This is a genomic window from Klebsiella sp. MBT K-1, assembly GCF_002556465.1.
Classification (GTDB): domain Bacteria; phylum Pseudomonadota; class Gammaproteobacteria; order Enterobacterales; family Enterobacteriaceae; genus Klebsiella; species Klebsiella grimontii.
The window spans coordinates 115,577-131,702 of sequence record NZ_PDEL01000011.1 but is presented as its reverse complement, the minus strand read 5'-3'; the positions used below and the strand labels follow the sequence as shown (position 1 = coordinate 131,702).

13 protein-coding genes and 6 tRNA genes are annotated in these 16,126 nt (G+C 52.8%); 2 read left to right on the top strand and 17 right to left on the bottom strand.

What is annotated here, in order from left to right; translation table 11 throughout:
* Positions 1-24 precede the first annotated feature (24 nt).
* Positions 25-507, top strand: coding sequence for a zinc ribbon-containing protein (locus CMQ96_RS17825; protein ID WP_098067093.1), 483 nt, complete (start codon positions 25-27; stop codon positions 505-507).
* Between the two features lie 137 nt (positions 508-644).
* Here the strand turns inward: CMQ96_RS17825 and CMQ96_RS17820 are convergent, their stop codons facing one another.
* The 11 genes from CMQ96_RS17820 to miaB all read right to left on the bottom strand — a co-directional run bounded on the left by CMQ96_RS17820 (position 645) and on the right by miaB (position 13,739).
* Positions 645-2,438 carry a filamentous hemagglutinin N-terminal domain-containing protein gene (locus CMQ96_RS17820; protein ID WP_098067092.1) on the bottom strand — a complete coding sequence of 598 codons (1,794 nt, stop codon included), beginning with the start codon at positions 2,436-2,438 and terminating at the stop codon, positions 645-647.
* Positions 2,439-2,503: 65 nt separating this feature from the next.
* Entirely contained in the window at positions 2,504-4,174 is a 1,671-nt protein-coding gene (locus CMQ96_RS17815) for a ShlB/FhaC/HecB family hemolysin secretion/activation protein (RefSeq protein WP_098067091.1), read from the bottom strand.
* A 377-nt stretch (positions 4,175-4,551) separates the two neighbouring features.
* Positions 4,552-5,277, bottom strand: coding sequence for an amino acid ABC transporter ATP-binding protein (locus tag CMQ96_RS17810; RefSeq protein WP_004100186.1), 726 nt, complete (start codon positions 5,275-5,277; stop codon positions 4,552-4,554).
* Positions 5,277-5,951: a glutamate/aspartate ABC transporter permease GltK gene (gene gltK / locus CMQ96_RS17805; RefSeq protein ID WP_004130439.1), complete on the bottom strand. Its 675-nt coding sequence runs from the start codon at positions 5,949-5,951 to the stop codon at positions 5,277-5,279. The genes CMQ96_RS17810 and gltK overlap by 1 nt, the downstream gene beginning before the upstream one ends.
* A complete protein-coding gene (locus CMQ96_RS17800; RefSeq protein ID WP_004111387.1) occupies positions 5,951-6,691 on the bottom strand; it encodes an amino acid ABC transporter permease in 741 nt (246 codons plus the stop codon). The genes gltK and CMQ96_RS17800 overlap by 1 nt, the downstream gene beginning before the upstream one ends.
* A 163-nt stretch (positions 6,692-6,854) precedes the next feature.
* Complete coding sequence (locus CMQ96_RS17795; protein WP_004134168.1) at positions 6,855-7,766, bottom strand: amino acid ABC transporter substrate-binding protein; 912 nt, start codon at positions 7,764-7,766, stop codon at positions 6,855-6,857.
* 356 nt (positions 7,767-8,122) lie between these two features.
* Positions 8,123-9,661: an apolipoprotein N-acyltransferase gene (gene lnt, locus CMQ96_RS17790; protein WP_004134166.1), complete on the bottom strand. Its 1,539-nt coding sequence runs from the start codon at positions 9,659-9,661 to the stop codon at positions 8,123-8,125.
* A gap of 22 nt (positions 9,662-9,683) precedes the next feature.
* Positions 9,684-10,562: a CNNM family magnesium/cobalt transport protein CorC gene (corC, locus tag CMQ96_RS17785; protein WP_004130445.1), complete on the bottom strand. Its 879-nt coding sequence runs from the start codon at positions 10,560-10,562 to the stop codon at positions 9,684-9,686.
* A 98-nt stretch (positions 10,563-10,660) separates the two neighbouring features.
* On the bottom strand, positions 10,661-11,128 hold the full coding sequence (gene ybeY, locus CMQ96_RS17780) for an rRNA maturation RNase YbeY (RefSeq protein WP_024358805.1): 468 nt from the start codon (positions 11,126-11,128) through the stop codon (positions 10,661-10,663).
* Positions 11,125-12,171, bottom strand: coding sequence for a PhoH family protein (locus tag CMQ96_RS17775; RefSeq protein ID WP_004134159.1), 1,047 nt, complete (start codon positions 12,169-12,171; stop codon positions 11,125-11,127). The genes ybeY and CMQ96_RS17775 overlap by 4 nt, the downstream gene beginning before the upstream one ends.
* 143 nt (positions 12,172-12,314) lie before the next feature.
* Entirely contained in the window at positions 12,315-13,739 is a 1,425-nt protein-coding gene (gene miaB / locus CMQ96_RS17770; protein WP_024358804.1) for a tRNA (N6-isopentenyl adenosine(37)-C2)-methylthiotransferase MiaB, read from the bottom strand.
* Positions 13,740-13,947: 208 nt separating this feature from the next.
* Here miaB and ubiF point away from each other — a divergent pair, with 208 nt between their 5' ends.
* Positions 13,948-15,123: a 3-demethoxyubiquinol 3-hydroxylase gene (ubiF, locus tag CMQ96_RS17765; protein ID WP_098067089.1), complete on the top strand. Its 1,176-nt coding sequence runs from the start codon at positions 13,948-13,950 to the stop codon at positions 15,121-15,123.
* Between the two features lie 109 nt (positions 15,124-15,232).
* Here the strand turns inward: ubiF and CMQ96_RS17760 are convergent.
* From CMQ96_RS17760 to CMQ96_RS17735, 6 genes are all read right to left on the bottom strand, one after another.
* Positions 15,233-15,307, bottom strand: a tRNA-Gln gene (locus CMQ96_RS17760).
* A gap of 97 nt (positions 15,308-15,404) precedes the next feature.
* A tRNA-Gln gene (locus CMQ96_RS17755) sits at positions 15,405-15,479 on the bottom strand.
* 45 nt (positions 15,480-15,524) lie between these two features.
* Positions 15,525-15,601 (bottom strand) — tRNA-Met (locus CMQ96_RS17750).
* A gap of 21 nt (positions 15,602-15,622) precedes the next feature.
* Positions 15,623-15,697 (bottom strand) — tRNA-Gln (locus CMQ96_RS17745).
* A 35-nt stretch (positions 15,698-15,732) separates the two neighbouring features.
* A tRNA-Leu gene (locus tag CMQ96_RS17740) sits at positions 15,733-15,817 on the bottom strand.
* An 8-nt stretch (positions 15,818-15,825) separates the two neighbouring features.
* A tRNA-Met gene (locus CMQ96_RS17735) sits at positions 15,826-15,902 on the bottom strand.
* Positions 15,903-16,126 lie beyond the last annotated feature (224 nt).

The window sequence follows — 16,126 nt, the reverse complement described above, 5'->3', positions numbered from 1 at the left end:
GTTAACCACACCGGAGGCGAAAAGATGAACAAGGTTGCTCAATTCTACCGAGAGCTGGTGTCGACGCTCAGCGAGCGGTTACGCAATGGAGAACGCGATATTGACGCGCTGGTGGAGCAGGCCAGGGTCAGGATTAGCCAGTCCGGCGAGTTAACGCAGAGTGAAATCGACAACGTTATTCGCGCCGTCAGACGCGATCTGGAAGAGTTCGCCCTCAGCTATGAAGAGAGCCAGGATGAGCTAACGGACAGCGTCTTTATGCGGGTGATCAAAGAGAGCCTGTGGCAGGAGCTGGCGGATATTACCGACAAAACCCAGCTTGAGTGGCGCGAAGTGTTCCAGGACCTCAGCCACCACGGCGTTTATCATAGCGGCGAAGTGGTCGGGCTCGGCAATCTGGTGTGTGAGAAGTGCCATTACCATCTGCCGGTGTATACGCCGGATGTGCTGCCGCGTTGCCCCAAATGCGGGCACGATCAGTTCCAGCGTCGGCCATTTGAGCCCTAAACGATAAGGCCCGGAGTTGAATATACCGGGCCTCTGATAAACTCAGCGGCTCATGTCAATTTTATAAAATGCCGGCGCTGGTAGCGCCGGCATTTTAGAGTGTAGTTCAATAAGATGGCTGGTTTTTGGTTAATAATTTATTTGGTGGTGTTAACTTCCGTTAACTTGAAATACTGTTCGCCACCCACTTCAGAAGCATATCGCTGAGAAGTATTCAGGACCAGTTTATTGCCGCTCAGTAAGCCGGCATCGCAGGTGAACATTTTCAGGAACCCGCATTTATAGCCGCCGTTAACCACTTGTTTTGCATTTAAGGTCATCGTTCCGCCAGCTACGATTTTGTCGCGGTTGATAATGTTGCCTTTATTGTGGGTATCAATGGTGAAATCGCCAAAGGATTCCATAATCCATTTATTTACCAGATCTGAGTTGGTGGAAATGTTGATGGTCCCGCCAATAATTTCTCCGCTGTTTTGCATCGCGTTGTTATTAAAGTTTAAGACAGCAGAATCGCCGCGAACGGTTCCCCCATCGTTATTCAGCCAGTTGCTGTTGGTTGTCAGCATATTGCTGGCGAGTATTTTGCTATCACGGTTTAACGCCAGCGTACCATTCGTCTGGATGGTGACGTTACCCCCTTTTAAGGTTCCCGAGTTGCTGATTTCACCGGATGAGAGCGCTTTATCTTTAACCGATTGAATCACGAGATTGTCCGTTCCGTGAATGTTACCGGTTACCTTGAGCGAGCTACCGCTAAAAGCAATGCTGGTATTTTTCGCCCGGGTTGAACCGCCGTTATCGATATTGCCAAGAGCCGATACTAGCAGTTGATTATCAGAAAGAAGATTAGAGCCGTGAGCCGTTTTCAGGTTGCCGTTAGTCGCTACGCTTAATGCCGTGCTGCTTTTGATGGTGCCGTTGTTTTCGATATTTCCAGAGGCGCTGACCATCAACTGTTTGCTGCTGGATATGGTTCCGTTGTTGGTAAGTGTTTGTAATCCATTGATAATTGTAATGTTTGTCGTCGAGATGTTACCCGTGTTTTTAATATTCCCGGCGGCGGCGATCTGCGTAAGCATACCGTTGCTGGTGATCGATCCTTCGTTGGTCAGTGAACCGTTACTGGACATTGTCAGTGTGCTATTGGCGACAATCGCGCCTTTATTGCGTACGCCGAGACCTAAGTCGTTGCCAATCATGCTGATGCTGTTAGCTTTAATTCCGCCAAGATTGCTAATATCAATGCTGTATTCCGGAATCAGCATCTGTAGTACCGTAGGCGTTTTACCCGCAGAGGTCATTTGCCCTGTATTGTTGTCAAGCGTGAAGTTTCCTGCGGCTACCGTCGCGTTGGGAGTGCTGACGGTACCGTTAATGGCAATAGCATTTGCCAGCAGGGTGGCATAGCTATTTGTTGCATTCATCCCGTTTTGCCCAATAGTGATCTGACCTTGGGAGATGGTATAGCTGTCAATCGCGCCACTGTCGTTGAGCTTTACCTGGCCGGTGGTTAAAACCGCGCGATCGGTGTTAATAAAGCTACAGCCTGAGCAGGAGATTCCGTTTGGGTTAGCGATGATAACGTCGGCTTTTTGACCGGCGACTTCAATAAATCCATTGAGCGAGCTGGATTTATTTGAGGTCACTTCATTGAGGATCACCGAAGCGCCGCCATTAGCCAGATTATTGTTTTTAGCGATATTGCCTAAGGTGTCGTGAGTAAGATCGCTGGAACTATTGTTGAGAATCATGCCCTTGTTACTGACATTAAAGTCACGGTACATATTGTGAGAAACGCCCGCTGCGTTAGGCGTTTCAATATCAACGACGGTAGCTCCGGATGAGTGGGTCCAGACCGTCGGATCGGCATAGACGTAAGACGAACTGAGTGCTGCCGCCAGGGCGACATAAGTAAATTTAAATTTGAACATTGCGTTTATTCCTTTAAATAAATTGCTTAAAAGTTAATGAATATTTATTAGTTTATTTAACGACGTTAATACCTCCAGTTGAGCGAGAAACCAAGGTTGAGCGGATCGCTATGAAAACGATCGGGTTTAATGAACGGCGTACCGATAAAAAAATCATACTGCGTGGAAAATAGCTGGCCGCGCAGCCCGCTTACGGCGCCGGAAATAACTTTACCCTGTTTATATTTTTCACTGCCGGTGATGCGGCCAATATCCAGACCAAAATATAATTGCCGATCCGGGGTTGGCATATCCCAGATAAAATCATTACGCCAGTACCAGCCTTGGTTGCCGGACAGCGAATTTTCTCCATCAAAACCCCGTACCGTCCAGCGGCTGCCGATATTAAATTTATTATCCGTGGATAAAATATCGGGACTAAACTGAGCATTAATATGCGGCGCGTAGCTGAAACGATCGCCGGTAATATCAAATTTCATAAATGCCTGAATATCAGCATGTATCACCCGCGAAAGTGGGCTGTAGAGACCCGCTTTTTCCTCAAGGGTTGGCATGGAGCTAAGCCAGGGCAAGCTGCGCTGAATGCCCAGGCTGGCATCGATGATTTTTTTATTGAAGTAGCGCTGCTGGCGAAGGGTCAATTCCCAAACCGGGTTCTGCTTGCGCATAACCTTGAGTTCGTTGCCGCCAAAATAGTAACGAGACGTGCTTTTTGCAACCCGGGCGTCCAGGGTGGTTTTTTGCTGCCGCGTATGGGAAAGCAGCCTCGAGAGCGTCGCGCTGGCGTAACGGTTTTCGCTTTTGTATTCGGTGGTTGAATAGTTGGCTTTAAATTGCTGACGATATTCGCTCTGCGAGCCGTAAAGGCTTAGCGACCAGTACCCGACAGGAACCGAATAATAGAGGCTGCTATTGTGGTTGCCGTCATTATGCTGATTAAATTCGACGTCGCCTCCGGCGGAGACATAGAAAATATCGTTAAGCGTAGCCATATCATAGAGATAGAGTGCACCCCCGGACTGATAGCGACCGCTTTCCCGGCTGCCGGCATCATCCATCCACGCGCTTACCTGCCATTTTTTATCCAGATTACGCGTTATCTGAATATCGCTTTCCGCGTTGTTTTTCCCGGGCTGGATTTTCATTTGCGCCGACGATCCGGGTAGCCGTTGCAGATTGGCCATCCCTTGCTCAAGGTCGGTTAGTTTGAGGATCTCACCCGTGGCGGTAGGTATGGCATTCCACAGGCTGGACGTGGCGCCGCTGTCGGCAGACCATATCATATTGCCTATCTTACCGTAGGTGAGGGTAATGTCTAAAACGCCATCTTCCAGTGACTGTGAAGGTATATCAATAAGTGAAGTAATATACCCCTGGACTATGATTTCATTTTGTAATGCCGTAGCGAGTTGGCGAATGCCTTTAATACCCAGACATTTCTTTTCTGCCTGGACGGCGATATTGCGCAGGAGACGCTGCGTGAGTTTTTCATTTGAGGAAATGATATTGACGTGGCTGATATACCGGCAGGTCTCCTCCACCGGAAAAATAAGTTTATATTTATGCGAGCCAGTGCGCGATGATTGATAATCTTGCTGCTCGGGCTTTAATGCGCTCTGGCGAGCTTTATCCTGTTCAGTTTGATGAGTGTTGTTGGCAACATCCGCAAACGTGGAGGCAGTAAAAATAAAGTAAAGAAAAAGCGCGTTTAACAGTTTGTTATTGTTGTATTTCATGAAGCAATATCCATTTGTTTCATTCGATAATGATGCCCTTGTAAAGGAAATTGAGTTTTGTTCTGACTGGTGTTATGAGCTCGCCAGCAGCTCGTGGTTTTCAATTTTAAGAATTTTATTTTTTATAAAATACCAAAGCGAATTTTTTAAGTACTCAGTGTCCTCGTAAATAGTCGTGCTATGTTAGCGATGCAGGATTATCGAGGCTACGATGTTAATCCTGAATTTTATTTGAATTGGTCATTTCAACTTGTGAATTATCAGCGATGGGGTGTGAATATATGGGTGGCGGTTATTTAAGCGTGGGCGAGTGATTATAATTCAATATGATAAGGGGAATAAAAGGACGACGCGCACTTTGCGTGCGCGCCGGAGGCTTAGTGCAGTATTTTGGCGAGGAAGTCTTTCGCCCGTTCTGATTGCGGGTTAGCGAAAAACGCTTCTTTATCCGCGTCTTCGACAATTTTCCCCTCATCCATAAAGATAACCCGATTCGCTACTTTGCGGGCAAAGCCCATTTCGTGGGTGACCACCATCATCGTCATCCCTTCATTCGCCAGTTCAACCATCACGTCCAGTACTTCATTAATCATCTCTGGATCAAGCGCGGAAGTGGGTTCATCAAACAGCATGGCGATGGGGTCCATACACAATGCGCGAGCGATGGCCACGCGCTGCTGCTGGCCGCCAGAGAGCTGAGCGGGAAACTTTTCTGCATGAGCGGAAAGTCCCACGCGTTCCAGCAGCTTGAGCCCTTTTGCGCGTGAAGCGGCTTTATCGCGATTGAGCACCTTAACCTGCGCCAGCGTCAGGTTATCGATAATCGACAAATGCGGGAACAGTTCGAAGTGCTGGAATACCATTCCGACGCGCGAGCGCAGCTTAGCCAGATTGGTCTTTTTATCGTTAACCGTGGTGCCGTCGACGATGATTTGACCCTGCTGGATTGGCTCCAGACCGTTGACGGTTTTAATTAGCGTGGATTTACCCGAGCCTGATGGCCCGCAGACCACCACCACTTCGCCTTTTTTCACTTCCGTGGAGCAATCGGTCAGCACCTGAAAGTGACCATACCATTTTGAAACATTTTTCAGGGTAATCATTACACAGTCCTTTTCTTCAACCAGCTGACCAACAGCGATGCGCTGAGACTAAATACAAAATATACGGCGCCTGCGAACAGGATCATTTCTACCTGGGTTCCATCACGTTCGCCGATAGTGGAGGCGGTACGGAAGAAATCGGCCAGGCTCAGGACGTAGACCAGCGAGGTATCCTGGAACAGCACGATGCCCTGGGTGAGCAGCAGCGGTACCATGGCGCGGAAGGCCTGCGGCAGAATCACCAGCTTCATGGATTGCCAGTGGGTCATGCCCAGCGCCAGCGCAGCGCTGGACTGGCCGCGAGAGATACTCTGAATACCGGCGCGAATAATTTCCGAGTAATACGCCGCTTCAAACATGGAGAAGGCGATCATCGCTGAAATCAGTCGGATATCGGTTTTCGGCGACAGGCCAAGCACGTTCTGCAGGAACCCCGGAACAATCAGATAAAACCACAGCAGTACCATCACCAGCGGAATGGAGCGGAAGACGTTAACGTAGGTTTTGGCAAACCACGCCAGCGGCAGGAAGCTCGACAGGCGCATGACGGCCAGAATCGTCCCCCAGACAATCCCGATAACAATCGCGGTCACGGTAATTTTTAAGGTAATAACCAGTCCAGCCAGCAGATACGGCATGGAAGGAATAATGGAACTCCAGTCAAAATCGTACATTATTTACCCCCCATATTGCCCGGCAGGCGGACCTTACGTTCGACCACGTACATGATCAGCATAATAACGGCGTTGATAAACACGTAGGCGAGGGTGATAGCGGTAAACGACTCCCAGGCATGGGCCGAGTAATCCAGCAGCTTGCCCGCCTGCGCGGCCATATCGGCCAGTCCGATGGTGGAGGCGATGGCCGAGTTTTTCACCAGGTTCATCATTTCAGAGGTCATCGGCGGCACGATAACGCGATAGGCGTTGGGCAGCAGAACGTAGCGGTAGGTTTGCGGTAGCGTTAGTCCCATCGCCAGCCCGGCGTTTTTCTGCCCGCGCGGCAGGGACTGGATGCCGGAGCGAACTTGTTCGCAGACGCGCGCGGCGGTAAACAATCCCAGACACAGCATCGAGGAAACGAAGAACTGAATATTGGGATCCAGCTCGGACTTAAACCACATACCGATGTTTTCCGGCAGCAGTTCAGGTACCACCAGATACCAGGTAAAAAATTGAACGATAAGCGGAACGTTACGAAAAAGCTCAACGTAACAGGTGCCGATAGTTGACAGCAGACGGTTCGGGACCGTACGGAGAATACCGAAGAGCGACCCCACAAAGAACGCGATAATCCAGGCCGTTACCGACAGGGTGACGGTGACCTGAAAACCACTCCACAGCCAGCCTAAATAGGTGGTGTTGCCGAACGGGGCCTGTTGCAGGAATATCCCCCAGTTCCAGTCTATTGACATAAATGACTCCTGGAAAAAAAAGGGTAGCAGCGCTACCCTCGAAGATTGTTGCTCAGCCTGTTTCGGTATTCGCGGCCGCTGGGGAACGACCAGCCGCCGTATAGTCTGTCCGCGCCGTGGCAACAATCGGGAGGGCAGGATTCCCCGCCCTTTGTTTTTTTAATTAGTTAAGAGCTTTGTCGTTAGGTGATTTGAACAGCGCTTTCATTTCGTCAGAGAGTTCAAAGTTCATATTCAGATTCTTTGGCGGAATAGGATTTTTAAACCACTTATCGAACCATTTTTCGGCTTCACCGGAAGTCTGAACATGGGCAACCGTGTCGTCCACCAGCGTTTTGAACTGCGGATCGTCTTTGCGCAGCATGCAGCCATAGGCTTCCTGAGACTGAGCGGTACCGACAATCTCCCAGTTATCCGGTTTCTTCGCTTTCGCACGTTCGCCCGCCAGCAGAGCGTCATCCATCATAAAGGCCACCGCGCGACCGCTTTCCAGAGTACGGAAGGAGTCACCGTGATCTTTTGCGCTGATAATGCGCATATTCATTTTTTTCTCGTCGTTCAGCTTGTGCAGCAGAATTTCCGAGGTGGTGCCGGAGGTGACGACGACGGCTTTATCCTTCAGATCCGGGAAATCTTTAATCGCGCCGCCTTTTTTCACCAGCAGACGGGTACCGACAACGAAAATGGTGTCGGAGAACGCTGCCTGTTTTTGACGTTCAAGGTTGTTGGTGGTGGAACCGCATTCGAAATCATAAGTGCCGTTTTGCAGCAGCGGAATACGGTTTTGTGAGGTGACCGGGATCAGTTTGATCTGCAGATCCGGTTTGTTCAGCTTCTTCTTAATGGCATCAACGATCGCGTTCGAGTAGTCCTGAGAGTAGCCGACGACCTGCTGTTTGTTGTCATAGTAAGAGAACGGAACGGATGATTCACGGTGACCGACGACGATAACGCCGTTTTTGGCAATTTTATCCAGAGTGCTCTGGCCAGCGGTGGATGCCGCATCTTCTGCATGCGCCGCACCGGCGGTCAGTCCCATGACCAGCATTGCTGCGGCCAGTTTACGTAATTGCATATCCGACTCCTTATCCTCAGCGCCATCAGACGCTATTGATACCCATTGTGAATGTGTGTGCTTTTTATTGCTGCCGTCTTTGCGTGCAGCATTTGTATGTGTTTGTTAGCATTTAGTTTGGCTTAATGTAAAGATTTTGCTCTTATATTGTTGATTTTTGCGAAGCGCACCGCACCATTTAAAGGCAAAAATCCCCCATTGCACCAAAATAGCGCAGCATGGCGATCGGTGGTGGTGCAACCAGGTTGTACCCTCAAGGATCGCGCTGCTACATCAATTTATTAAGCAATGGTCGTGCCAAAATGGACAAGAAGGAGAGGTGACCGCGGCGACGAATGCCGCCGCGGGAGAAGCAATTAGCGACGGCGCTGGCGCAGACTCATCAGCAGCGCTGCAAAGCCAAACAGCGCGGTTAACGCCCACAGCGGCCAGTTCCCCGTACGCGCGTACGGCGTCAGCCCTGAAGTCGGGGTCACTTTGGTGGTCAATACGGCGCGGGTGAACTGCGGGATCATCTCCTGTATTTCACCGCGCGGGCCGATGACCGCGGTAATGCCGTTATTGGTACTGCGCAGCAGCGGACGGGCCAGCTCCAGCGCGCGCATCCGCGCCATCTGGAAGTGCTGCCACGGGCCGATAGATTTGCCGAACCACGCGTCATTAGAGATGGTTAACAGAAAATCCGTATCCGGGCGGAAGTTATCCCGCACCTGCTCGCCAAGAATGATCTCATAGCAGATAGCCGCCGTGAGACGCATATTATGCGCAACCAGCTGCGGCTGCACGTAAGGCCCGCGGCTGAAAGAGGACATCGGCAGATCGAAGAACGGCGCCAGCGGACGCAGAATCGATTCCAGTGGCACAAACTCACCGAACGGCACCAGATGGTTCTTGTTGTAACGATTCTTTGAGTCGTAGCTGTATGGGTTATCTTTGCCCAGCGTAATAATGGTGTTGTACGTATCGTAGCGATTCTGCGCGTTCAGGCGCGCGTCGACGATACCGGTAATCAGCGCGCTGTTTTTCGACCGCATCAGATCGTCCATCATGCTCAGGAAACGCTGCTGATTGATTTCCAGATCGGGAATTGCGGACTCCGGCCAGACGATCAGCTGCGATTTACCCATGTGCGGTTGGGTGAGATCCAGATAGGTTTTCAGGGTGTTGAGCAGCTGATTCTGGTCCCATTTCATCGCCTGGGGGATATCGCCCTGTACCAGCGAAACCGTGGTTGCGCGTTCCGGCAGCGGTTGATACCACTGAATATAGCGAAGCGGGAAGGGCAGGGCGAACAACACGACGGCGGCGATCAGCGGCTTCCAGCTACGCTGCGCGATAGCGAGTACCAGCAGGCCGCTGACGAGCATCAGCAGGAAGTTAATCGCCTCAACGCCCATCACGGGCGCCAGGCCTTTAAGCGGGCCGTCGATTTGACTGTAGCCGAACTGTAGCCACGGGAAGCCGGTGAGCACCCAGCCGCGCAGAAATTCGCTGATTTGCCAGACCACCGGCGCGGCGATGGTCACGCGTATCCAGCTGGTTTTCGGCCACAGGCGCGAAAGAATACCGGCGAATAACCCGGTATAAAGGGAGAGATACGCGGCCAGCAGAATCACCAGGAAAACGTTAACCGGACCGGGCATGCCGCCGAACTGCGCGATACTCACGTAAACCCAGTTAATACCCGAGCCGAATAGCCCGAGTCCCCAGAAATAGCCAATCGCGGCGCTTTGTAAAGGACGGCGGTTGAGCGTTAAACCCTGCAGGCCAATTAGCGAAATAATCGCCGCCGGCCAGAAGTCATAAGGTGAAAAAGCCAGCGTTCCGCTGGCTCCGAATAACAGCGCCAGCAGCAGGCGTACGCGCTGGCGTTCAATAAGAGAGGCAAATACCATTTAGGTTAATCGTCCCGTTGGATTAGTCTTCCAGCTTCGGCTGCGGGGCATCATCAGGAAGCTTTACATGTACCTGAATAATACGTCGGCTGTCAGCCATTGCGACCTTGAATTGGTAACCATCAATGTCGATAGACTCGCCGCGGGCAGGCAGATGACCAAACGCCTGCATCACCAGGCCGCCGATGGTGTCGACCTCTTCATCGCTGAAGTGGGTGCCGTACGCTTCGTTGAAGTCTTCGATTGAAGCCAGCGCGCGCACCGTCCACGTATGGCGGCTTAGCTGACGAAAATCGATGTCTTCTTCTTCGTCGTATTCGTCTTCGATTTCACCGACGATCAGCTCAAGAATGTCTTCAATGGTCACCAGACCCGAGACGCCGCCAAACTCATCGATAACGATAGCCATATGATAACGCTGGGAGCGGAACTCCTTCAGCATGCGGTCAACCCGCTTGCTTTCAGGCACGACAACCGCCGGGCGCAACACTTTTTCCATGCTGAAGGCTTCGGCATCGCTGCGCATAAACGGCAGCAGATCTTTGGCCATCAGAATCCCTTCAATGTGATCTTTATCTTCGCTGATCACCGGGAAACGCGAGTGGGCGGATTCGATGATCACATCGAGGCACTCGTCCAGCGTCTGGTTGCGTTTCAGGGTAATCATCTGCGAGCGGGGGATCATGATGTCGCGGACGCGCTGGTCGGCGATATCCATTACCCCTTCGAGCATATCGCGCGTATCTTCGTCGATAAGGTCGTTTTGCCCGGAATCACGGATCAGCGCCAGCAGTTCGTCACGATTTTTGGGTTCACCGTGAAAGAGCTGGCTGAGTAACAGGGAGAAGAATCCCTTTTTGCTGTTTACTGTGTCGCTACTGTGTGAATTGTCGTCGCTCATGGCGTCGTATGGGTTCTCATGTTGATTAAATAGTCGCTCGTCACGCGTATACTCAGCGCCCGGCATAGCGGCCAGTCGCCGGCAAAGCCGGCAACGGGTTATTCCTTCTCGGCAATGTACGGATCCTCATAGCCCAGAGCAAGCATTATCTCTGTTTCGAGGGATTCCATCTCTTCCGCTTCTTCGTCGATGATGTGGTCATAGCCCAAAAGATGCAGGCTACCGTGGACCACCATATGCGCCCAGTGCGCTTCCAGCGGTTTGCCTTGCTCTTTCGCTTCCTGTTCAACCACCTGACGGCAGATAACCAGGTCGCCAAGGAGCGGCATTTCGATGCCCGGCGGGGCTTCGAACGGGAAAGAGAGCACGTTAGTCGGTTTATCCTTCCCGCGATAGGTCAGGTTCAGCTCGTGGCTTTCCGCTTCATCAACCAGACGAATCGTCAGCTCCGACTCCTCCTGAAACTGCGGGATAACGCTATCGACCCAGCGCTGAAACAGGGCTTCATCCGGCATTCCGCCGTTATCTTCGCAAGCCAGCTGTAAATCGAGAATGACCTGACTCATTTATGCTCCTGTTCCTGGGCTTCGCGTTTGCGCTCGGCGGCCAGCTCTGCTTTACGTTTCTGGTCTGCTTCTTCCCAGGCTTCATAGGCGTTAACGATACGGGCAACCACCGGATGGCGCACGACGTCTTCGCTGTGGAAGAAGTTGAAGCTAATCTCATCGACTTCTGCCAGCACTTCAATTGCGTGGCGCAGGCCCGATTTGGTGCTGCGCGGCAGGTCAATCTGCGTGACGTCGCCAGTGATAACCGCTTTAGAGTTAAAGCCGATACGGGTCAGGAACATTTTCATCTGTTCAATGGTGGTGTTCTGGCTTTCGTCGAGAATGATAAACGCGTCGTTCAGCGTACGGCCGCGCATATAGGCCAGCGGCGCGACTTCAATCACGTTGCGTTCAATCAACTTTTCGACTTTTTCGAAGCCGAGCATTTCAAACAGCGCGTCGTACAGCGGTCGCAGGTACGGGTCCACTTTCTGGCTCAAATCGCCGGGCAGGAAGCCCAGTTTTTCGCCGGCCTCAACCGCCGGACGGGTCAGAAGAATACGGCGGATCTCCTGACGCTCCAGCGCGTCCACCGCGGCGGCGACCGCCAGGTAGGTTTTCCCGGTACCGGCGGGGCCGACGCCGAAGGTAATGTCGTGGTCGAGAATATTGGCGATGTACTGCGCCTGATTCGGCGTACGCGGCTTAATCACGCCACGTTTGGTTTTGATATTGATGGCCTTACCGTAGTCCGGCACGCTTTCGGCGCTTTGCTCAAGCACGCGGGCTTCTTTAATCGCCAGATGAATTTGTTCCGGTTCAATATCCTGAATCTCGCCGCGCATTGGCGCGGTGTCGACGTACAGACTGCGCAGGATATCCGCCGCAGCGGTGACGCAAATCGGTCGACCGGTCAGTTTAAAGTGGTTGTCACGACGGTTAATCTCGATGCCGAGACGGCGTTCCAGCTGTTTAATGTTGTCATCAAACGGGCCGCATAGGCTCAGCAGACGGGCGTTGTCTGCGGGCTCAAGGGTGATTTCGCGAGTGTCTGTGTTCAAACTGTTCCTCTTATGCATAGGTAGCCAGAAGATGGCCTGTCAGGAAATTATTCACGTCATCGGAATATGGCGCAAGCATCCCTGTAGATATTGGGTTGAGGAGAGGAAATACAAGGCCTGCCGGAGCGGCAGGCCTGAACGGATTATGGCTGGTAGATACCGACGCCCAAATCGTTTTCTTTACGGGTGCGGGCAATCACCGACTCCGGGGTTTCCGCGATGCGCAGACCCATTTCGTCCTCGGTGCGCACCACTTTACCGCGCAGGGAGTTTGTCCAGACGTCGGTGATTTCGACGTCGACAAACTTGCCGATCATCTCAGGCGAGCCTTCGAAGTTCACCACGCGGTTATTCTCGGTGCGGCCAGACAGCTCCATGATGCTCTTGCGTGAAGTGCCTTCCACCAGAATGCGCTGCACGGTGCCGAGCATACGGCGACTCCAGGCCGTCGCCTGCTGGTTGATACGCTCCTGCAGAATATACAGACGTTGCTTCTTATCCTCTTCCGGTACGTCATCGACCATGTCGGCCGCCGGCGTTCCCGGACGCGCAGAGAAGATGAAGCTGTAGCTCATATCGAAATTCACATCGGCGATCAGTTTCATGGTCTGCTCGAAATCCTGCGTGGTTTCGCCAGGGAAGCCGACGATAAAGTCGGAGCTGATCTGAATATCCGGGCGCGCCGCGCGCAGTTTGCGGATAATCGCTTTATATTCCAGCGCCGTGTGGGTTCGGCCCATCAGGTTCAGCACGCGGTCAGAACCGCTCTGCACCGGCAGGTGCAGGAAGCTGACCAGCTCTGGCGTATCGCGGTAAACCTCGATGATATCGTCGGTGAACTCGATCGGATGGCTGGTGGTAAAGCGGATCCGATCGATACCGTCGATCGCCGCAACCAGACGCAGCAGATCGGCAAAGCTGCCGGTGGTGCCGTCGTAGTTTTCCCCGCGCCAGGCGTTCACGTTCTGCCCGAGCAGGTTGACTTCACGCACGCCCTGTGCCGCCAGCTGGGCGATTTCAAACAGGATATCGTCGCTTGGGCGGCTCACTTCCTCGCCGCGGGTGTAAGGCACCACGCAGTAGGTGCAGTACTTGTTACAACCTTCCATAATGGAAACAAAGGCGCTTGGGCCTTCGGCGCGCGGTTCCGGCAGGCGGTCGAACTTTTCGATTTCCGGGAAGCTGATATCGACGACCGGGCTGCGGTTGCCTCGTACCGAGTTAATCATTTCCGGCAGACGGTGCAGGGTCTGCGGCCCAAAAATAATATCGACGTAATGGGCGCGTTGGCGAATATGGTCGCCTTCCTGAGAAGCCACGCAGCCGCCAACGCCGATGATCAGATTGGGATTCTTCTCTTTCAGCAGCTTCCAGCGTCCTAGCTGATGGAATACTTTTTCCTGAGCCTTCTCACGGATTGAGCAGGTATTGAGCAGCAGCACATCCGCTTCTTCCGCCACTTCAGTGAGTTGATACCCGTGGGTGGCATCCAGCAGATCGGCCATCTTTGATGAATCGTATTCGTTCATCTGACAGCCCCAGGTTTTAATATGGAGTTTTTTTGTCATCGACTTGCTCATGCTTAATTAGGTATACCCAAAGTCAGCGTCTTCACCGGATGTTGCTCTGCAATGTGAAGGGTGACGGATATAAAGCCAGGATTGCAGGGCGCGTATTGTAATGCTTTGACCGCGCCCTGACCAGTACGACCGTAATCACCACAAGCCGAATAAAAATCCGGTAAACTGAGGGGATTCGGGTTTAAGGATAATAGCCATGACAATTCATGCAACAGATGTCGTTATCGTCGGCGGCGGAATGGTTGGCGGCGCCCTGGCGCTTGGCCTGGCGCAGCAGGGCTTTACGGTGACGGTTATTGAAAAAAACGCGCCACCGGCTTTTGATGCATCTTCACCGCCTGACGTGCGTATTTCGGCAATCAGCGCCTCATCGGTAGGGCTGCTGAGAGGACTCGGCGTCTGGGATAGCGTGCGGAAAATGCGCGCCCATGCCTATCGCCAGCTCGAGACCTGGGAGTGGGAAAGCGCCCACGTTGTCTTCAACGCCGCGGAGCTGAAGCTACCTGAACTGGGCTATATGGTGGAAAACAACGTCCTGCAGCTTGCCCTGTGGCAGGCGCTGGAAGCCCATGAGCGCATATCGCTGCGGGTGGGGACATCGCTCCAGGCGATGCGGCGCGAAGAAATGTACACGTCGTTAACGCTGACTGACGGCAGCCAGATCGATGCGCGTCTGGTGGTGGGCGCGGACGGCGCCAGTTCGCAGGTGCGGCAGCTGGCCGGAATCGGCATCCACGCGTGGCAGTATCAGCAATCCTGTATGTTGATAAGCGTACAGTGCGCGGGCGATCCCGGCGACAGTACCTGGCAGCAGTTCACCCCAGCGGGGCCGCGCGCGTTTTTACCGCTGTTTGACCATTGGGCTTCGCTGGTGTGGTACGACGCGCCGGCGCGGATCCGCCAGCTGCAGGGCATGAGCATGGCTCAGCTACAGCAGGAAATTACTCGTCACTTCCCGTCGCGGCTGGGAGAGGTTAGGCCGCTGAGCGCGGGCGCCTTCCCGCTCACCCGCCGCCACGCATTGCAGTATGTGAAGCCGGGGCTGGCGCTGGTGGGCGATGCTGCGCACACCATTCATCCGCTGGCGGGGCAGGGGGTGAACCTCGGCTATCGCGATGTCGAGGCGCTGCTTGATATTCTTGGCAGAGCAAAAGCGCACGGCGAGGAGTGGGCCAGCCTGCCGGTACTTAAGCGCTACCAGACGCGGCGTCAGGCGGACAACTTTATTATGCAGTCGGGAATGGATCTGTTTTACGCCGGATTCAGCAACGACCTGCCGCCGGTGCGTATGCTGCGAAATTTAGGGCTGATGGCGGCCGAGCGCGCCGGCGGATTAAAGCGTCAGGCGTTGAAATATGCGTTAGGTTTGTAACGAGAAAGACCCCGGCTTGCAAAGGTTAGGTCGGGGTGCGGAACGGTGATGCGCATAGCGTAAACGCCAAAAAGCAAAAAGCTCGCCGAAGCGAGCTTTTTGCTTTTGTTGGCTGGGGTACGAGGATTCGAACCTCGGAATGCCGGAATCAGAATCCGGTGCCTTACCGCTTGGCGATACCCCAATTTTACGTTGACCATTTCGTACCGGGGTCAAACCGGTGGCTTAGCGCCTGGAAATACTCCAACGAGTGCGCGCACAGCGTGAGCGACTTTTAAAATTGGCTGGGGTACGAGGATTCGAACCTCGGAATGCTGGTATCAGAAACCAGAGCCTTACCGCTTGGCGATACCCCAACAATTCTTTTGGATTTATCGAACTGAATCAATAATTCCTTTGTATGGTGGCTACGACGGGATTCGAACCTGTGACCCCATCATTATGAGTGATGTGCTCTAACCAGCTGAGCTACGTAGCCAAAATCTTACTCTATTTTCGATGGCTGGGGTACCTGGATTCGAACCAGGGAATGCCGGTATCAAAAACCGGTGCCTTACCGCTTGGCGATACCCCAACAAAAATCTTTTACTGCCAACGCGAAAGAGTAAATGGTGCGGGAGGCGAGACTTGAACTCGCACACCTTGCGGCGCCAGAACCTAAATCTGGTGCGTCTACCAATTTCGCCACTCCCGCAAAAAAGATGGTGGCTACGACGGGATTTGAACCTGTGACCCCATCATTATGAGTGATGTGCTCTAACCAGCTGAGCTACGTAGCCATCTTTTTGCGCGTTACCTTATCGGCGTTGCGGGGCGCATTATGCGTATTGAGCCTTGAAGCGTCAACCCCTTTTTCATCGAAAATGGGCTGAACGTAACTGTTTGGTTAGGTTGCGAACAGCGTGGCGCAATAATCGGCAATTATTGGTTATTTATCGTTTTTAACGGCTTAAATAAGGCACAAAACAAAAACGGACTCCGAAGAGTCCGTTTGGAAAACCGC

What these genes read in the sequence shown, in the direction of transcription:
- CMQ96_RS17825 (WP_098067093.1), top strand. Translation starts at nt 25, where the DNA reads ATGAACAAGGTTGCTCAATTCTACCGAGAGCTGGTGTCGACGCTCAGC.
- CMQ96_RS17820 (WP_098067092.1), bottom strand. Translation starts at nt 2,438, where the DNA reads ATGTTCAAATTTAAATTTACTTATGTCGCCCTGGCGGCAGCACTCAGT.
- CMQ96_RS17815 (WP_098067091.1), bottom strand. Translation starts at nt 4,174, where the DNA reads ATGAAATACAACAATAACAAACTGTTAAACGCGCTTTTTCTTTACTTT.
- CMQ96_RS17810 (WP_004100186.1), bottom strand. Translation starts at nt 5,277, where the DNA reads ATGATTACCCTGAAAAATGTTTCAAAATGGTATGGTCACTTTCAGGTG.
- gltK (WP_004130439.1), bottom strand. Translation starts at nt 5,951, where the DNA reads ATGTACGATTTTGACTGGAGTTCCATTATTCCTTCCATGCCGTATCTG.
- CMQ96_RS17800 (WP_004111387.1), bottom strand. Translation starts at nt 6,691, where the DNA reads ATGTCAATAGACTGGAACTGGGGGATATTCCTGCAACAGGCCCCGTTC.
- CMQ96_RS17795 (WP_004134168.1), bottom strand. Translation starts at nt 7,766, where the DNA reads ATGCAATTACGTAAACTGGCCGCAGCAATGCTGGTCATGGGACTGACC.
- lnt (WP_004134166.1), bottom strand. Translation starts at nt 9,661, where the DNA reads ATGGTATTTGCCTCTCTTATTGAACGCCAGCGCGTACGCCTGCTGCTG.
- corC (WP_004130445.1), bottom strand. Translation starts at nt 10,562, where the DNA reads ATGAGCGACGACAATTCACACAGTAGCGACACAGTAAACAGCAAAAAG.
- ybeY (WP_024358805.1), bottom strand. Translation starts at nt 11,128, where the DNA reads ATGAGTCAGGTCATTCTCGATTTACAGCTGGCTTGCGAAGATAACGGC.
- miaB (WP_024358804.1), bottom strand. Translation starts at nt 13,739, where the DNA reads ATGACAAAAAAACTCCATATTAAAACCTGGGGCTGTCAGATGAACGAA.
- ubiF (WP_098067089.1), top strand. Translation starts at nt 13,948, where the DNA reads ATGACAATTCATGCAACAGATGTCGTTATCGTCGGCGGCGGAATGGTT.